The following is a 17,415-nucleotide window of genomic DNA, read 5'->3' as shown; positions in this document are numbered from 1 at the left end:
TGATCGCATACGTCAGTTCAATTTTGGCCGCGGTCGATGCGGCGCCGACACTGGCGGCGGCGATCGCCTTGGTCATCGGCAAACCGTACCTGATCCCGGCGTTCGTGGTATTGGCGCCGCTGCTGCTGGCGGCGATCTTGAATGTGATTGCTGATCAACGTGCTCATGGTTTTTCTCCCGTTGGCCTGTGGTTGGTATAGATCAACGTGGGGGCAACTGCCAAAACTGTGTGGTGGACAAACTTTTTACTGTTTGGCGGTAGAGTTTTGGGGTGGCGTCCCTACACTGGGGCTTCTTATCTGGGAAAGAGAGCGGTTGATGGCACTACGTTGGCGAACAATTGGAATGGTTATCAGTGCACTGGCGCTTACGGGGGTGGCACAAGCGCAATCATTGCGAGTAGCGGTAGCCGCTAACTTTAAGCAAGCCTTAACCGAAGTGGCGCAGGATTATCAGCAGCAAACTGGGGTTAAGGTGCAGATCTCGGCGGGCTCAACGGGCGCGTTGTACACGCAGATTTTGCATGGTGCCCCCTACGATCTGTTCTTTGCTGCCGACATCGAGCGGCCGAAGTTGCTGGAACAAAACCAGCAAGCCAAAAGCGGCAGCCGCATCACCTACGCCACTGGCGTGTTGGCGTTTTGGAGCCCCGGCCAAGTGGCGGCCGAGCAGCTGCTGAGCCAATGGGATCGCCGCCTTGCCATAGCCAACCCGCGCACCGCCCCTTATGGGGTGGCCGCCCAACAAACACTGGCGAAACTGCGACCGCAAAACCCGCCGTCGCTGGTGCGCGGCAGCAATGTTTTGCAAGCCTACCAATATGTGCAAAGCGGCAATGCCCAAGCGGGCTTGGTGGCGTTGTCGCACCTGAAAGCGGCCAAGGTGAATGGCGCGGAATACTGGCTGGTGCCACCGAGTTGGTATCAGCCGATTGAGCAGCAAGCGGTGGTGTTAAATCGAACCCACTCAATGGCCGACGCCTGCGCGTTTTTGCGCTTTGTGGTGCAAGCCGAGCAACCGTTGCAAGCCAACGGTTACCTGACCCAAACCGTCGATGGTGACGCGCTGCTGCAACGCTGTCGCAGCTGATAAACCGCGCCGGTTTGATAGCCGATAAAAGGCGTAAACCAACAAGGCCAGCTCAATAGAGCTGGCCTTGTTGATTTGGGTGGGGGCCGACTTAGGGGCTTAGCCGATGCTGCGTTGGCTGCGCTGACGCTGATTGAGCATGGTTTGCCAGTGCTGATGCAAGGTGAGGATCTGCTGCTGCAACTGCACGTAAGGTTCGGCCAATTCCGGCTCAAACCGCTTGCGGGCAAAGTGCTGTGCCACGGTAAGAGTCAGCATGGCGGTTTGGCTCGGCTGTGGCTGCTCTAACGCTTGCAATACCGTGCTTTGGGCGGCCAACGCGATGATCTGCAGCAACGCTTCTGGGCTGATCTCATCGGTTTGCGGCAGCAACTCCGGCTGCTGTGCCAGCACCTGCTCGGTGATGTGGTTGGCGACGGTGTCCAGACTGGTGGCGCCGCTAAAATACAGGTGCAGCTGCGCTTCCATCGCCAGCGCGGTTTCCACCGTTTTAGCGTGTTCGGCCATCTGCCATTTGCCGCTTAGGGCGCGGCGATAACGAAACTTGTCGGTCATCTTTTCTCGGGAACAGTGATGCAGTAAGGCCACAGTAACAGTTTGGCGTACGGGGTTCTGTTAGCCGCTTCAAAGCCCCAGTTATTGGGGTTTATCCAGCGCCATATAGTTGCTTAAAAACGTCATTACGTTGGGATCGATCGAGTCAATTAAGCGGGCTTGATCGAGCACTTCAATGCAGCCGTAGCGTTTGTGAACAATGTTGTCTTGCTGCAGCTGTTTCAGTACTTCGCCGCAATATTGGCGAGTACTGTTGGTAAGCAAACACAGATCGTCAATGGTGAGCTTTAAGCGGATCCCAGGGGTGCGGATATAGAGCACAATCAGCCGCAAAATGATGTTTTCGCGCTTATCCAACGTCGAGCGCAACAACGCCATGTCGTGGCTGGTATAGAGGTATTCACTGGCACGGCTGAGCACGTAATTCGCTAATGGCCGCGAGCGATTGAACTGTTTCTGCACACTGGCAGCGGGGATCACCGTCAGTTCGGAATCAAACAGGCAATGGTAGTGGTTGCTGTGGTTTTCAAAGCGATTGTAGCTGCGCGGCAGCGACATAATGATGTAGCCCGCGGTCCATACCGACGAGGCGTACTCTTTGTCGTCTGACAGCGCCAGCACCTCGACCATGCAGCCCGAGCGGAAATAGATGATCTGTGCGTCTTCAAGGCTGGGGCGAAACACGTCGCCTTTTTTAAACGAGATCGAATAGCTGGATTTCAACAGTTCGGCGACGACTTGTGGCTCAACGTCTCGCGCTAATAACTGCTTCGACAGACTTAAGATGTTGCTGTTGGGCTTATCGTCTTGGCTCATTGTGGTTCCTGTAATTCGACGCTGTGGTCGCTAATGGGTTGCCAAATAGAGTCCGATTCTGTGGTCAGCGTTACTGTGCTGCATCGTTGCGGTTACGCCAGTAACAGCAGGGTTAAATTGACGCTTGATGCGCAACATCAGCCTGGCTTTAGGGGCAGGTTTGGGCAGTTCACAAGCCATGATTTTATTCGATCTGAGTCGATAAAGTTCAACGGTTAGAGCAAGTAATTTGTGTCAATACCTCTAAAGTGTGAACTGATCTCACAGAGATAGACAACTAGCTTACGTTTGCCTTGAATCAATTTTGTCATCCTTTGCATGAGCCAAATTTTGGGCAACTCATGCGTGGATCTGTGATGGCAAATCTAAAAAAAATCGTGCTAACCGTGGTGTTTGGGGCTGTCTTTGGTAGCCCTATTACCGCGTTAGCAGCGCAAGGGCAGAGCGCCCAGTCGCTGCTGCTGGAAAAATTTCAAAGTGGTAACTACTCCAAAAAAGGCGCCGACAGCTGTTTGATGTGTCACCGCAAATCCGACACGGTGATGGCGCTGTTTACTGGGGTGCATGGCAACGCCAGCCACAGTAATGGGCCGATGGCACAGCTGCAGTGCGAAACCTGTCATGGGCCTCAGGGCAAACACAAAGGCAAGAATGAGCCGATGATCCAGTTCGGCGCCGACGGCAACGTTGATGCCCAGCTGCAAGACAGCGTCTGTCTCTCCTGTCACCAAGACAGCGAGCGCATGGCCTGGCACGACTCCCTGCATGCGGCGGAAGATCTCTCCTGTGTTAGCTGTCACAGCGTCCACGTTAGTCGCGACCCAATTCTGGATCGCAGCCAGCAAGTGGCGCAGTGCAGCAGCTGTCATACCGAACAACAAGCGGACATGCACAAACGCAGCAGTCACCCAATGGTCAATGGCGCCATGGTCTGCAGCGACTGTCACGCGCCGCATGGTTCGTTGTCAGAAGCCAGCCTGAAGCAAACCAGCATCAATGATAGCTGTGCCGATTGCCACGCTGAAAAACGTGGCCCCTTCCTGTGGGAGCACGAACCCGTGGTGGACGACTGCACCAACTGTCACCAAGTGCACGGCAGCGTTAACGACAACCTGCTGACGCGCCAAGCGCCACAGCTGTGTCAAAACTGTCACCAACCCGATGGCCACCAGTTTAATGCCGAGCAACCGGATGGGGTATTTACCACCGGTGCCAGCTGCTTGAACTGCCACAGCCAGGTGCACGGTTCCAATCACCCTAGCGGCAACTACCTGCGTAAGTAACGGAGAGAGACGATGAAGATGAAACTCAGTCTGGTCGCTCTGGCCTTGGTTAACGTTGGTGCCGTGCAGGCCGCCAGTTTTAATCTGCACGAGGCCAATACTGCCACCGTCAACAAAGCGAAGTGGGCGTGCAAACGCTGCCAAACCGAAGCCGATAACGGCCAAGTGGGTTTGTCGCTGTTGAGCGTCAGCAGCGACGACGCCAAAGCCGCCAATCGCTTTGGCCAAGACGATGGCGAAGCGCTGGCGTTGCAAGCGAACCTAAGCTTTAACGACGCCGACCATGGCCGCCTGCTTGTGCAAGCCCACAACTTGGGCGCGGAAACCGGCCATGGCGAGCTGCGCTATGGCGCTGATGGCATCGGTCTGTATGCGGGCTATCAAAGCCAGCTGCGGGTGCACAGCGATAACGCCCAAAGCCAGTACCTTATCCGTGATGGCGTGATTGAGCTGGATAATCAGGTGAGTGATCGCAGCTTGCAGCTTAAGCGCGAAAGCTACCTGTTGGGCGGCGAGTTTAAAGGCGATGCGTGGCGTGGTTTTGTGGATTACCGCTACCAGAGCAAAACCGGGCAGCAAGCTAACTACAGCCAGTTTATCAGCCTGCCAGACGCCAACACCTCCGGCGCGCCGGTGCACTACGTTGCCCCAGTGGATCAAGTGACCCACACCGTCAGTGCCGGTGGCGAGCTGAGCGGCGAGCGCTGGTTGGCGGGGCTGAAATACCAAAACAGCCAGTTCAATAACGACGTGATCGGCCTTAACGCCATGGCCGGTGGCAGCATCAATGCCGCCGCCCCAGACAACGAGCTGCAACAGCTGATCGGTTTTGGCCAGTACCGTTTTGATCGCCACAGCCTCTCGGCTCGGGTGGTGCAAAGCTGGCACTACCAAGATCAGCAGTTTGTCACCACCGAAGGCGTAGCCGCCGGCATTCACAGTGCCGATGCCGAGGTGGAAACCTTGGCCATCAACGCCCGTTGGTTGCACCGTGCCAGTGCCGCGCTGCGCATTAAAGCCCAGTTTGATTACCGCGATCGCGACAACCAAACCCCAATTCGTGCCTTTGAGTCCATCGATTTCGATAACGACAACGGCCGGGCGGTGGAAAACGTGGCGCTGGATCGACAAAAACAGTCGTGGCAGCTGAGCGCCGATTACCGCTTAGCGAAGGGCATCAAGATTAGTGGCGGTGTGCAACAAATCGACAAAGAGCTGACCGACACCGTGACCGAGAAAACCGACGAACAGCGCCTGTTTGCCGGTCTGAACCTGAAGCAATGGCAGCACTGGAAAGTGGCGCTGGACGCGGAGTTCAGCCGTCGTGATGGCTCGCAATACCAAGCGGATGCGGCCACCTCGGACGAAAGTAACGTGCTGCTGCGCAAGTACTACTTGGCGGATCGCGATCGCCAGCAGCTGCAACTGGCGCTTAGCCACACGCCGCTGCCAGCGTTGGTGATGGACGCCAAGTTGCGTTTCGCCAATGACGATTACCGCAGCACCGAAATTGGCCTGACCGAAGCGCAAGATTCCGGTTACGACCTGAGCCTGAGTTACCAGTGGTCGCCGCAGTTGTCGACCCAGCTGTTTGCGGGCCAGCAGTGGATTGAATCTAAGCAAACCGATCTGAACGCCAGTGGCCGCTATCAAGCGGACATCGACGACCGCTTTAGCCACATCGGTGTGGGTGGCCGTTATCGCGGCTTGTTGCAAGACAAGTTGGAACTGGGGATGGATTACCGCTTTAGCGAATCCGAGTCCAAGACCGAACTGAGCAGCGACGTTAACTACGGCGACTACTTGGCGTGGTTCCACGATGCGTCGATCTACGCCCAATACCAGTTAAGCGCCAAGGCCCAAGTGAAAGCCGATTACCGCTACCAGCGTTTCTACGACAGCAACTACGCCAGCGTTAACCACAGCAGCTACACCACCCTTGGCGATCTGGACAGCAACGACGTCGCCCACATGGTGATGCTGACCTTTAGCTACGCCCTGTAACTACACATTTGAGGTTTTATCATGCAAAGACGTGATTTTCTGAAACTGAGCGCCACCGCTGGTGCAGTAAGCTGCATCACCGCCTGTGGCAGCAAAAGTGCTGATACCCCAGCGCCAGTGATTGAAGCGCCAGAACAAGTAAACTGGTCCGCCTGTTTGGTCAACTGTGGCGCCAACTGCCCAGTGCGGGTGTTCTCCCGCGATGGCATCATCACCCGAGTGGAAACCGACGGCAGCGGCAGCGACGCTTACGGCGATCACCAAGTGCGCGCCTGTGTGCGTGGCCGCTCCTTACGCCAGCGTACCTACGCCGCCGATCGCTTAAAAACGCCATTGAAGCGTAAGCCGGGCACCAAGCGGGGTGCAGGCCAATGGGAAGAGATCAGCTGGGAGCAAGCCTTTGCTGAGATCGGCCAAAAGACCACCGAGCTGCGCAGCGACTTTGGCAACGAAGCGATCTACATGCACTACGGCTCTGGCGCTTACTACACCTTTGCCCACGCCAACTGCATTCGCCGCGCCTTGGCGCTGTCTGGCGGTTACTTGGGTTACTACTCCAACTACTCCTGGGCGGCGCTGCGCGAAGCGGCACCGGCCACTTACGGCAGCACTGGCGGCACCAAGGGTTCTTCTTTGTCGCAAGTGAAGCACTCTGATGTGTTTGTTGGCATCGGCTACAACCCGTTTGAGATGCGCATGTCCGGCGCTGGCGAACAGGCTGATTTCCTGAACGCTTTGTTGGATGAAAACGGCAACAAGCGCAGCGATCTGGACATCACCATCATCGATCCGCGCTACACCGACACCAACTTGGGTAAAGAGAACCGCTGGCTGCCAATTCGCCCGGGCACCGACGCCGCCTTGGCCGAAGCGATCGCTTACCAGATGATCAACAGCGGTTGGGTTGCTGCCAACTCCAAAGCGTGGATTGATCAGCACTGTATCGGTTACGACCAAGCCTCGTTGGAGCAAGCGAAACTGGATAACCCAGACTACGCCGACGTCATCGACGTGCAAGAGAACTACTACGACCACATTATGGGCGTAGGCAAGTTTACTACCGCCAAAACTCCTGCGTGGGCCGCCGCCATCACCGGCATTCCAGCGCAGCAGATCATCGATTTGGCGGATCGGATCATGGGCGCGAACGCACCGTTCATCATCACTGGCGCTGGCCCTAACCGCCAAGCCAACGGCGAGCAAACCATGCGCGCCACCTACATGCTGAACATTCTGACCGGCAAAATTGGCAACCCAGGTGTGACCAATGGCGAACTGCCAACCAACCAGTCTGTGTACCCAGGGCGGATGGGCGACGGTGGCAACGCCATTAAGCCAAAGATCTGTTTCTTCGACTGGACTGAAGCGGTTGAGAACGGCGATAAGATGAGCTGGGAATCCCACGGCGTAACCGGTTTGGATGACTACGAAGTCAACCCAAGCACGGGCACTAAGACGCTGCCATCAAAGATTAAGGCGATCTTCTCCGCTTCTGGTAACGCGCTGATCAACCAGCACGCCGACGTCAATAAGTCTCGTGAGCTGCTGGAAGATGAATCGCAAGTCGAGTTGCTGGTGGTCGTGGATTGCTGGATGACTTCCACCGCCAAGATGGCGGACTACGTGTTGCCAGACACCTCGTGGTTGGAATCGGACGACATCACCTACGACGGCTACGCCTCTGGCGACAGCATCTCGCAGGTGTACATGTCGACTGCCGTGGAGCCGATGTTCAACTGTCGCAATATGTACCAAATTGGTTTGGAACTGTGTAAAGCGATGGGCGGCGACGAAGCGGCCTACACCGAAGGCAAAACCGAAGCGCAGTGGCTGCAGTCGTTTTACGACAAGGCCAAAGCCAAGTTTGAAGGCAAAGGCGTGACTGACTTGCCAGCCACCTTCGCAGAAGCGCAGAAAATTGGCTTAAAGCGGGCGCATGTGCCGGTGGAATCCTCCGCCATTGCTAACCCAGTGAAGACCGCTGAGGGCACCCCATCGGGCAAGATTGAGATCTACTCGCTGAAGTGGGCCAAAGCGGCACAGGTTCGCGTGCCGTTTAACAACTCCACCGAACAGGTGGATCAGATTGAGCCGCTGTCCAAGTACGTCCCAACCTGGGAAGGCTTTGAAGCCACCGACGGCAGTGCCGCGCAGTTCCCGCTGCAGGTGGTGGGTTACCACACCAAGGGCCGAGTGCACTCCTCTTATCACAACGTCGAGTGGCTGCGTGAAGCGGTGGAAGATTGCGTTTGGGTGAACCCTGCGGATGCCACCGGTTTTGAAAATGGCCAGTTGGTGAAACTGTCTAGCGCTCGCGGCACCATCGAGGTGCGCTTGCGTAAAACCCCACGGGTTGCCCCAGGGGTAGTGGGCATGGCGCAAGGCGCCTGGTATCTGGCTGAGCAGTTGAACGGCGTCGATAAAGGCGGTTGTTCCAACGTACTGACCAAGTACCACCCAGCACCATACGGCCGTGGTAACACTCAGCACACCATTCGCGTCAAGCTTGAAGCCTAATTTGGGGATTATTGAACATGACTGATCAAACACAGTACGGTTTCTTTATTGATACCACCAAATGCACAGGCTGTAAGGCTTGTCACGTGTCCTGTAAGGACGACAACGAACTGCCTTTAGGGGTGAAGTGGCGCCGCGTCTATGAATACGCCGGCGGCCAATGGCAAACCAATGCCGATGGCAGCTTTGAAAACAGCGTCTTTACTCACTACATCTCGATGGGTTGTAACCACTGTTCGCACCCAGTGTGTGTGAAGGCCTGCCCAACCGGCGCTTGCCATAAGCGCAAGCAAGATGGCTTGGTGCACATCGACGCCAGCGTCTGCGTTGGCTGTCGCAGCTGTGAACGTGCTTGTCCGTACGATGCGCCGCAGTTTGATGACAAACGCGGGGTCATGACCAAGTGTGATGGCTGTTTCGATCGCATCAAAGCGGGCTTGAAGCCGGTATGTGTTGAGTCTTGCACCATGCGTGCGCTGGACTTTGGCCCCATTGACGAGCTGCGTGCCACTTACGGCAGCAACGCCGACATCGAGCCGCTGGCACCGTCGAGCACCACCAACCCGAACATGGTGATTAAGGTGAACCGCTTAAACCAAAGCGGCGGCGCCATCATCAACACTTTTGAAGTGTAAGTGGTCGTAGTGACGTAATTTAAGGCCAGGCAGGCTTCGGCTGTCTGGCCTTTTTATTGGCTGTGTGTCAATTGGCTGTGGAATTAAGTTGGCCGAGAGAGGAACGCTGCACCCGCTTTTCTGCCGCATTCACAGCGTTGAGCGGTGCAGTGCACAATGAGGTTGAGCAACAGGATGTTGCGAATGCATCGCTAAGCCATGGATGGCGCATCGATGCCGTGCCGAATGGCGCAGTGCAAGGAGCGAAAATGACGCTGTGCTTAAGGCAATGGGGATTCCAAAGGGGATTTATCCCCTTTGGGTGTCGTCGCCACCGCGACATAACCCCGCCAAGCACTGTCATTGGTGAGCGCTGAAAGCGATAACGCCTTAAGCAAAGCAACCCCAACAGTTAGCTCAGACACAGTATTTTTATTGAGAAAACCATGGATAACAAACAGCAATATCAGTTAGCCAGCGCCGCCTGTGGGGTGCTGCATAATCTCTATTTTCATCGGCCCAATGCCGAGTTTGTTGGCCAATTTAGCGATGGGCAGATGCTGGCGGCGTGGCCACAGTTTGGCGATGACGCTGCGCATCAAGCGGCGATAAGCGCCATTCAATCCGCGCTGGCCAGCACCGATGTCGACGGCTTAGAACGCGATTACTACCGCCTGTTTATCGGCCCGGGCAAGATGCTGGCTTACCCTTGGGGCAGCGTTTACACCGATCGGGAAAATCTGCTGTTTGCCGACAGCTGCCAAGCGTTCAATCGCTTTTGTCAGCGCTGGCAGGTGCAGGTGAGCCTAGATCAGCATCAGCCGCTGGATCACATCGGCATCATGTTGGGGATCTTGGGGCAGCTGCTGAGCAACGATCAGCAAGCAGCGGTGGATGAACTGCTAACCGAGCATCTGATGCCGTGGGCACCGCGGATGCTGAGTTGCGTCATTGAGCAGGCCGACAGCAACTATTACCGCGGTTTTGCCCAATTAACGGCACAGCTGCTGCAGCGGTTAATGATGGAACGGGGTTTAAGCGCCAAACAAGTGCTGCTGTATATCTAAGCCTAAAGCACTAAGCTGGGCGGTGGATCACAGCATCCGCTAGGGCGCGGTAGATGTGTTCATTCGATGCCTGTGGCATGCTAAGGACAGACTTACTGCCCCAACGAGATCCCCTCTTTCGATGTTGAGCTCCTCCGATTTTGAAGCGTTATTCGTTACCTTGAAACTGGCCGCCATTAGCACTGGCTTGCTGCTGTTGGTAACGCCGCCGTTGGCGTGGTGGTTGGCCCACAGTCGTGCTCGCTATCGACCGCTGGTTGAAGCGCTGGTGTCGCTGCCGCTGATCCTGCCGCCAACGGTACTGGGTTTTTACTTGCTGTTGCTGTTCTCGCCGCTGTACGCGCCGGGGGCGTTTTATCAGCAGTTAACCGGCTCGACTTTGGCGTTCTCTTTCGCTGGGCTGGTGATCGGCTCGATGATCTATTCGCTGCCGTTTGTGGTGCAGCCGCTGCAATCCAGTTTTGCCACCTTAGGCAAAGGCGAACTGGAAGCCGCCGCCACCTTGGGCATGAACAAATACCAACGTTTTCATCATGTGGTGTTTCCGATGACCCGCCACAGCTTTGTGCTGGCGGGGCTGCTGGGGTTCGCCCATACCTTGGGGGAATTTGGGGTGGTGTTGATGATCGGCGGCAACATACCCGGCGAAACCCAAGTGATCGCCATTACCCTGTTTGAACACGTGGAGGCGCTGGATTACGCCAGCGCCCATGTGCTGGCGGGGGGCTTGCTGTTGATGTCGCTGACGATGCTGCTGTTTCTGTATGTGGGCATGGATCGACGCCGCCGCAGTTGGGGGGCGATGTGAGCTTACACATTGATCTGCACGGTCGCCTTGGCGACTTCGTGTTTAATTTTGAGTTGGATCTGCAGCTGGCGGGCGCCATCGGCATCTTCGGTTCCTCTGGGGTGGGCAAAACCAGCATCCTGCGTGCCATCTGCGGCTTGGAAGATGGCTTGCAAGGCACCATTGTGCTGGGCGATGAGGTGCTGCAAGACAGCAACAACAAGATTTTTGTGGCGGCGGACAAACGCAACATCGGCATGGTGTTTCAAGACAGCCGCTTGTTCCCCCACCTTACGGTGCGGCAAAACCTGCAATTGGCGTTACGGCAAGCGCAAAAGCCGCTGTTTGGCATTGATGAGCTGGCCAACGAATGTGAGTTTGCGGAACTGCTGGAACAACCGGCGCCGTCGTTGTCGGCGGGGCAGCGGCAACGGGTGGCGATTGCACGGGCACTGATCGCGGCGCCGCGGTTGCTGTTAATGGATGAGCCATTGGCGGCGCTGGATGTGGATTCACGCCAACGGATCTTGGCATTCTTACAGCGGGTGAGTCGCAACTTACCTATTATCTTCATCAGCCATAGCGTGGCGGAAACCCTGCATCTGTGTGAGCCCATTGTGGTGATGACTCCAGGGCGAGTAGAGATGTGTGGCAGTGCCCAGCAGGTGGATCACCTGTTGCCGCGGCGACGGGGGATCGGCACCGTGGTGGCTTTTAATGCGGAACGAGGCGAGATCACGCTCAAGTTGGATGATTACGCCCCAGATTTTGCCGCCGATCAGGTGGTGGGGCTGGTGAGCGAACCAAGCTGGTTAAAGGGGCGAGAATAGCGCCTCTGGCGTATGCTTTGTCACATTGCACTCGAAGGCGGCTGTACTGTTCGGGCGGCTTTAGTTAAAGTTGTGTGCTGGTTGTTTTGGCAAATTGTTGTTTTGCCACTGCCTTTACCCTCATCTTTGGCGGATCCATTGGCGCTAAAAATGAGACAACATTAACCAAAGTCGTTGCTGAACCTAGTGGTACAGCGTTGTTCGGCTATGGAGGATCTATGAGTGATGCGCCAGCATCTCCACAAAAGAAACATGTGTTAAACCTTCCCGTTTTTTGCGGTGCTACCGCACTTATCTTGGCCATTGTTGGCTATACCGCCCTTTTTCCTGATGTGGCGGCGTCACAGATCTCCGAATTACAAAGCAGCATTATTACCAATGCCGGTTGGTTCTATGTCCTAGCAGTGGCATTGATACTGATGTTGGTGGCATACCTTGGTTTGTCACGTTATGGCGAGATTAAATTAGGCCCGGATCACGCGGATCCTGATTTCAGTTATGGCTCGTGGTTCGCCATGTTGTTCTCTGCCGGCATGGGCATCGGCTTGATGTTCTTCGGCGTGGCCGAGCCAGTGATGCACTTTATGAGCCCACCTGTGGGCGACTCTGGCACCATTGAAGCCGCCCGCGAAGCGATGAAGTTAACCTTCTTCCACTGGGGTCTGCACGCCTGGGCTATCTACGCCATTGTGGCGCTGATCTTGGCGTTCTTCTGTTACCGCCACGGCTTGCCATTAACCCTGCGTTCGGCGCTTTACCCACTGATTGGCGACCGCATCTACGGTTGGGCTGGTCACGCGGTGGACATCTTTGCCATCTTGGGGACCGTGTTTGGTGTGGCCACCTCGCTGGGTTACGGCGTGTTGCAGGTCAATGCGGGTCTGAACTACCTGTTTGATGTTGCCGTGGGCACCGATACTCAGGTGATGCTGATCATCGGCATTACCGCGCTGGCAACGCTGTCGGTGGTGTCGGGCTTGGACAAAGGCATTCGTCGGTTGTCGGAACTGAACTTAGGCTTGGCGCTGCTGTTGATGGCGCTGATCTTGGTGATGGGGCCAACGGTACTGCTGTTGCAAGCGTTTGTGCAAAACACCGGTAGCTACATCGGCGACATCGTCGAGAAAACCTTTAACCTGTACGCCTACGAGCCAAAAACGTGGCTGGGCGGCTGGACCTTGCTGTACTGGGGTTGGTGGATCTCTTGGTCCCCATTCGTGGGCATGTTCATTGCGCGCATCTCTCGCGGTCGTACCATCCGTGAATTCGTGTCTGGGGTATTGTTTGTGCCAGCCGGTTTCACCCTGGCGTGGATGACCGTGTTTGGTAACAGCGCCATCGAGATGATCTACCACCAAGGCTTAACCACCATTTCAGAGGCGATCAGCCAAGATGCGTCGCTGGCACTGTTTGTGTTCCTAGAGCAGTTCCCGTTCTCTGAAGTGCTGTCGACCATTGCGATGTTGATGGTGGTGGTGTTCTTCGTTACTTCGGCGGATTCCGGTTCGATGGTTGTCGATATGCTGGCCTCTGGCGGTAACGACAAAACCCCACTGTGGCAGCGCATTTACTGGGCCGCTTCCATCGGTTTAGTGGCCGTGGTGCTGCTGATGGCCGGTGGCTTATCGGCGCTGCAAACCGCCACCATCGCCAGCGCCTTGCCGTTCTCGATTGTGCTGCTGACCGCCAGTTACGGCTTGATAAAGGCGTTGCAGGTGGATGTGCAGAAGAAAGACAGTCTGCAGCAAACCAACTTGGCGCCACGGGTTACCCGTAACCCAGTGCCGTGGGAACGTCGCTTACGTAACATGATGCAGTTCCCGCGTCGTGGCCACGTGAACCGCTTTATTGATGAAACCATCAATGGCGCGATGGAGATGGTGGCCACCGAACTGCGTAAGCAGGGCGTTGACGTGGAAGTGAAGTCGAACAGCGATCGCAACTGGATTGCCCTGCGCGTTGCCCTTGGCGATGAGCACGACTTTGAATACCAAGTACGCCCGCGTCCGTACGTGCGTCCCGCCTTTGTGATGGGCGACACCAGCGACGACGACGCCAGCAAATATTTCCGTGCTGAAGTGCACTTGACCGAAGGCGGTCAGGATTACGACATCATGGGCTGGAGCCGTGAGCAGGTACTGGGTGACATTCTTGATCAGTACGAAAAGCACCTGCACTTCTTGCACCTTGTGCGCGAAGATTAACAGCGCTTAAGCAACAAAAACGGCGTCCATTTGGACGCCGTTTTTTTTGACTGGGTGCTCGCCCTTTTCTGCGGTGGTGCCTGCCGACTGCCGACTGCCGACTGCCGACTGCCGGTGACGCTTATGGCGTTTTGGGGCGATAGGCGTTGGTGCGATGACGGGTCAATATTCGCTCGGGCTGATCCGGCGCTTGGTAACCGTGGGGGTGGTAGAGCCGATGAGCATCGGCGGTCACCAACAACAGCCGCCGCAATTGATCCACCCCAGGGTAAGCGTGTACGCATTGCAGCAACCAGCGGCCTAACCCGTGGCCCCGGCAATGGGGCAACACAAACACATCGGCCAAATAAGCGAAGGTGGCGTGATCGGTGATCAGCCGAGCAAACCCCAGCTGACGTTGCTGCTGATACAAGCCAAAGCACAATGAGTGGTCGATGGCTCGATCCACCACCGCGGCCGAGATCCCTTGGCACCAGTAAGCCTCTTGGCTTAAAAAGCGGTGCACCATGGCGCGATCCAGCTCGGCGGGATCGGTGCTGACTCGATAGCCCTCGCGCTGCCAGCACGCCATCAGCTTACTTGTTTTCCAGCTCGTTTAAGCGGGCTTCTAAGCGTTCCACCATGGCGCGGGTTTTGGCCAGCACCGCGGTTTGGCGATCGAACTCTTCGCGGCTAACCAGATCCAACTTCATCAGTTGGCCTTGCAGCAGCGTGCGCGCCTTGTGTTCAAAATCATCGGCACCGGCTTTGAGGCCCGGTGGCAGGTTGTCGGCCAATTGACGGGCCAGCTGTTCCAGTTTTTGTGGAGGTAACATGGTTCAATCTCACAGTGATGTTTTGGCTATGGTAGCAGACTTGCTGCGCCGAGATGAGCTGCAATCTGTGCCGAGCACATCGCGGAATAAGTCAGTCGTTTCCAATGCTTTGGGCTGCTAACTTAGCCCTTGGCGGGCTCGCTATTGGGCCGCGGCGAACGTGCTGTACCGTGGCCGTGGCTCAAGGGTTGGCGGCACTGAGCCATACTCAGCCTGCGGCTTGAACTGACGGCGCTTGGGCGGCGCGCCGAGCCTTGGCATGGCCGGGCAAACATTTGGCTGCGCCCAAAGTGCTTTTTTCGCTAGAATGCGCCTCCGATAACAGGCAATTAGGTAGGAACTGTCGATGAAACTCAATCCCGCTCAGCAGCAAGCGGTTACGTATGTGTCAGGCCCTTGCTTGGTGCTGGCTGGCGCTGGCTCGGGCAAAACGCGAGTGATCATCAATAAAATCGCCTACCTGATCCAAAAGTGCGATTACCAAGCACGGCACATTGCCGCGGTGACCTTTACCAACAAAGCGGCGCGGGAGATGCGCGAGCGTATCGCTCAAAGTTTGGGCAAGGGCGAAGCGCGGGGCCTGCGGATCTCGACGTTCCACACCTTGGGGCTGGACATCATTCGCCGTGAACACAAGGTGTTGGGGCTCAAGCCGGGGTTTTCGTTGTTTGACGATCAAGACTCGTTGGCGCTGCTGAAGGAGCTGACCGAAGATGAGTACGACAACGACAAAGACCTGCTGCAGCAACTGACCAGCCGCATTGGCCAGTGGAAGAACGATTTGGTGATGCCGGATAAAGCCATCGCCTTGGCGCGGGATCCCGGTGAGCGCGAACAAGCTGAGATGTACAGCCGTTATCGCGAGCACATGGTGGCTTACAACGCCTTGGATTTTGATGATTTGATCATGATGCCAACGCTGCTGTTGGCGCAAAACCAAGAGGTGCGCGAACGCTGGCAAAACCGCATCCGCTACTTGCTGGTGGATGAGTACCAAGACACCAACACCAGTCAGTATCAACTGGTTAAGTTGCTGGTGGGGGAGCGCGCCCGCTTTACCGTGGTAGGGGACGACGATCAGTCGATCTACTCTTGGCGGGGGGCTAAGCCGCAAAACTTGGTGCTGTTGGGCAAAGATTTCCCGCAGTTGCAGCTGATCAAGCTGGAGGAGAACTACCGCTCCTGTGGCCGCATCTTAAAAGCGGCCAACATCCTGATCGACAACAACCCCCACGTGTACGACAAAACCCTGCGCGCCAACTTGCAGTACGGCGAGTCGATTAAGGTGATCAGCGCCAACAACGACGATCACGAAGCGGAGCGGGTGGTGGCCACCTTGATCCGGCATAAGTTCATCAACCACGCCAAGTACAAAGATTACGCCATCTTGTATCGCGGCAATCACCAGTCGCGGCTGTTTGAAAAAGCGCTGATGACCAACCGCATCCCTTACAAAATCTCCGGCGGCACCAGCTTCTTCAGCCGCGCCGAGATCAAAGACATCATGGCGTACCTGCGGGTGCTGGTGAATCCCGACGACGACAACGCGTTTTTGCGGATCTGCAACGTGCCGAAACGGGGCATGGGCCCAGCCACCTTGGAAAAAATTGGCCACTTGGCTAACCGCAAACAGATCAGCCTGTTTGCCGCCTGTTTCGATCCTGAAATTGAACAGCGGCTGCCACCGCAAGCGGCACAAACGGCGATGATCTTTGCTCGTTGGTTGGTGGAGCTGGGGGATCGGGCCGAGCGCGGTGACACCATTGCGGCGCTGCGGGACATGGTGCGGCAGATCAACTACGAAGACTTCCTCTATGACACGTCGCCCAGCCCCAAGGCGGCAGAGATGCGGATGAAAAACGTCTCGGAGCTGTATAAGTGGATCACCGCCATGGTGGAGGGCGACGATCTGGAAGAGCCGATGACCTTGAAAGAGGTGGTCACGCGGCTCACCCTGCGCGACATGATGGAGCGCTCTAACGAGGACGAGGAGCTGGATCAGGTGCAGATGATGACCTTGCACGCCTCTAAAGGGTTGGAGTTCCCCTATGTGTTTCTGGTGGGGGCAGAAGAAGGCTTGCTGCCACACCAATCCAGCATCGACGAAGGCAACGTGGAAGAGGAGCGCCGCTTAGCTTACGTGGGCATTACCCGTGCCCAGCAGGAGCTGATGTTCACCCTGTGCAAAGAGCGGCGCCAATATGGCGAGCAGATCAAATGCGAGCCAAGCCGTTTTCTGCTGGAGCTGCCCCAAGACGATTTGGAGTGGGAAGAACGCAAAGCCCCGGCCACCGCCGAGCAGCGCAACAGCAAAGGCAAAACCAACATTGCCGCGTTGCGGGCGATGCTGAATAAGTAAATCGGGCGCGGTTCCGCTTGGCACCGGTTTGTGCGCTGATAATTGGTGCAAATTCCGCACAATGGCCACGGAAGTCGTTGCTTGTTTGCGCGGGTTAGTTAAAAATTGCTCATTCAGTCAAATTTATTGGATTTGGCGTAGACGTGGCAGGGGCGGCTGAGTATTATAGCCGCCGTTAAGGAACGCGCCCATAGCTCAGCTGGATAGAGCGCACCCCTCCGGAGGGTGAGGCCGGGGGTTCGACTCCCTCTGGGCGCGCCATTTGCGCGTTAGATGGTTCGATAACAAAAAGTTCGATGGTGGCTATAGCTCAGTTGGTAGAGTCCCGGATTGTGATTCCGGTTGTCGCGGGTTCAAGTCCCGTTAGCCACCCCACTATTTAGAAAAAGCCGCTCAATGAGCGGCTTTTTCGCGTCTGCAGTTTGGCAAACCCGATCGGCCTTGCGGATCCCGCCAAGCCAAAGAACAACAAAGC

15 protein-coding genes and 2 tRNA genes are annotated in these 17,415 nt (G+C 56.3%); 12 read left to right on the top strand and 5 right to left on the bottom strand.

Annotation, left to right across the window (positions count from 1 at the left end; translation table 11 throughout):
- Positions 1–17: 17 nt before the first annotated feature.
- Entirely contained in the window at positions 18–167 is a 150-nt protein-coding gene (locus Q0796_RS01375; protein WP_298439489.1) for a hypothetical protein, read from the bottom strand.
- Between the two features lie 178 nt (positions 168–345).
- Here Q0796_RS01375 and modA point away from each other — a divergent pair, with 178 nt between their 5' ends.
- Positions 346–1,089 carry a molybdate ABC transporter substrate-binding protein gene (modA, locus tag Q0796_RS01370; protein WP_298439487.1) on the top strand — a complete coding sequence of 248 codons (744 nt, stop codon included), beginning with the start codon at positions 346–348 and terminating at the stop codon, positions 1,087–1,089.
- Between the two features lie 99 nt (positions 1,090–1,188).
- On the opposite strand, the gene Q0796_RS01365 is transcribed toward modA, so the two are convergent.
- On the bottom strand, positions 1,189–1,644 hold the full coding sequence (locus Q0796_RS01365) for a hypothetical protein (protein WP_298439485.1): 456 nt from the start codon (positions 1,642–1,644) through the stop codon (positions 1,189–1,191).
- Positions 1,645–1,725: 81 nt separating this feature from the next.
- Entirely contained in the window at positions 1,726–2,460 is a 735-nt protein-coding gene (locus tag Q0796_RS01360; protein ID WP_298439483.1) for a helix-turn-helix domain-containing protein, read from the bottom strand.
- Between the two features lie 356 nt (positions 2,461–2,816).
- Here Q0796_RS01360 and Q0796_RS01355 point away from each other — a divergent pair, with 356 nt between their 5' ends.
- The 8 genes from Q0796_RS01355 to betT all read left to right on the top strand — a co-directional run bounded on the left by Q0796_RS01355 (position 2,817) and on the right by betT (position 13,766).
- On the top strand, positions 2,817–3,743 hold the full coding sequence (locus tag Q0796_RS01355; RefSeq protein ID WP_298439481.1) for a DmsE family decaheme c-type cytochrome: 927 nt from the start codon (positions 2,817–2,819) through the stop codon (positions 3,741–3,743).
- Positions 3,744–3,755: 12 nt separating this feature from the next.
- Positions 3,756–5,747 (top strand): MtrB/PioB family decaheme-associated outer membrane protein, encoded by a 1,992-nt coding sequence (locus Q0796_RS01350; RefSeq protein WP_298439479.1) that lies wholly within the window; start codon positions 3,756–3,758, stop codon positions 5,745–5,747.
- A gap of 21 nt (positions 5,748–5,768) precedes the next feature.
- On the top strand, positions 5,769–8,264 hold the full coding sequence (locus Q0796_RS01345; protein WP_298439477.1) for a DMSO/selenate family reductase complex A subunit: 2,496 nt from the start codon (positions 5,769–5,771) through the stop codon (positions 8,262–8,264).
- Between the two features lie 17 nt (positions 8,265–8,281).
- The gene (locus tag Q0796_RS01340; RefSeq protein ID WP_298439476.1) at positions 8,282–8,899 is read left to right on the top strand and encodes a DMSO/selenate family reductase complex B subunit; all 618 of its coding nucleotides are present in this window, start codon (positions 8,282–8,284) and stop codon (positions 8,897–8,899) included.
- A gap of 425 nt (positions 8,900–9,324) precedes the next feature.
- The gene (locus tag Q0796_RS01335; RefSeq protein ID WP_298439474.1) at positions 9,325–9,945 is read left to right on the top strand and encodes a molecular chaperone TorD family protein; all 621 of its coding nucleotides are present in this window, start codon (positions 9,325–9,327) and stop codon (positions 9,943–9,945) included.
- A 121-nt stretch (positions 9,946–10,066) separates the two neighbouring features.
- Positions 10,067–10,753 carry a molybdate ABC transporter permease subunit gene (gene modB / locus Q0796_RS01330; protein WP_298439472.1) on the top strand — a complete coding sequence of 229 codons (687 nt, stop codon included), beginning with the start codon at positions 10,067–10,069 and terminating at the stop codon, positions 10,751–10,753.
- Positions 10,750–11,562 carry an ATP-binding cassette domain-containing protein gene (locus tag Q0796_RS01325; protein WP_298439470.1) on the top strand — a complete coding sequence of 271 codons (813 nt, stop codon included), beginning with the start codon at positions 10,750–10,752 and terminating at the stop codon, positions 11,560–11,562. The genes modB and Q0796_RS01325 overlap by 4 nt, the downstream gene beginning before the upstream one ends.
- Positions 11,563–11,780: 218 nt before the next feature.
- A complete protein-coding gene (betT, locus tag Q0796_RS01320) occupies positions 11,781–13,766 on the top strand; it encodes a choline BCCT transporter BetT (protein ID WP_298439468.1) in 1,986 nt (661 codons plus the stop codon).
- A 121-nt stretch (positions 13,767–13,887) separates the two neighbouring features.
- Here betT and Q0796_RS01315 read toward each other — a convergent pair whose 3' ends face one another.
- Both Q0796_RS01315 and Q0796_RS01310 read right to left on the bottom strand, forming a co-directional pair.
- Positions 13,888–14,337, bottom strand: a complete 450-nt coding sequence (locus Q0796_RS01315) for a GNAT family N-acetyltransferase (RefSeq protein ID WP_298439466.1) — start codon at positions 14,335–14,337, stop codon at positions 13,888–13,890.
- A 4-nt stretch (positions 14,338–14,341) separates the two neighbouring features.
- On the bottom strand, positions 14,342–14,581 hold the full coding sequence (locus Q0796_RS01310) for an accessory factor UbiK family protein (protein ID WP_298439464.1): 240 nt from the start codon (positions 14,579–14,581) through the stop codon (positions 14,342–14,344).
- A 346-nt stretch (positions 14,582–14,927) separates the two neighbouring features.
- On the opposite strand from Q0796_RS01310, the gene rep reads away from it, so the two are divergent.
- The 3 genes from rep (at position 14,928) to Q0796_RS01295 (ending at position 17,315) form a co-directional block, all read left to right on the top strand.
- Positions 14,928–16,940, top strand: a complete 2,013-nt coding sequence (rep, locus tag Q0796_RS01305; protein WP_298439462.1) for a DNA helicase Rep — start codon at positions 14,928–14,930, stop codon at positions 16,938–16,940.
- A gap of 184 nt (positions 16,941–17,124) precedes the next feature.
- A tRNA-Arg gene (locus Q0796_RS01300) sits at positions 17,125–17,201 on the top strand.
- A 38-nt stretch (positions 17,202–17,239) separates the two neighbouring features.
- Positions 17,240–17,315: transfer RNA gene (locus tag Q0796_RS01295), tRNA-His, on the top strand.
- Positions 17,316–17,415 lie beyond the last annotated feature (100 nt).

The sequence above is a fragment of the uncultured Ferrimonas sp. genome (assembly GCF_947489035.1).
Classification (GTDB): Bacteria; Pseudomonadota; Gammaproteobacteria; order Enterobacterales; family Shewanellaceae; genus Ferrimonas.
Note: the sequence above shows the minus strand (reverse complement) of the source record. Positions and strands in the feature narration are given on the sequence as shown.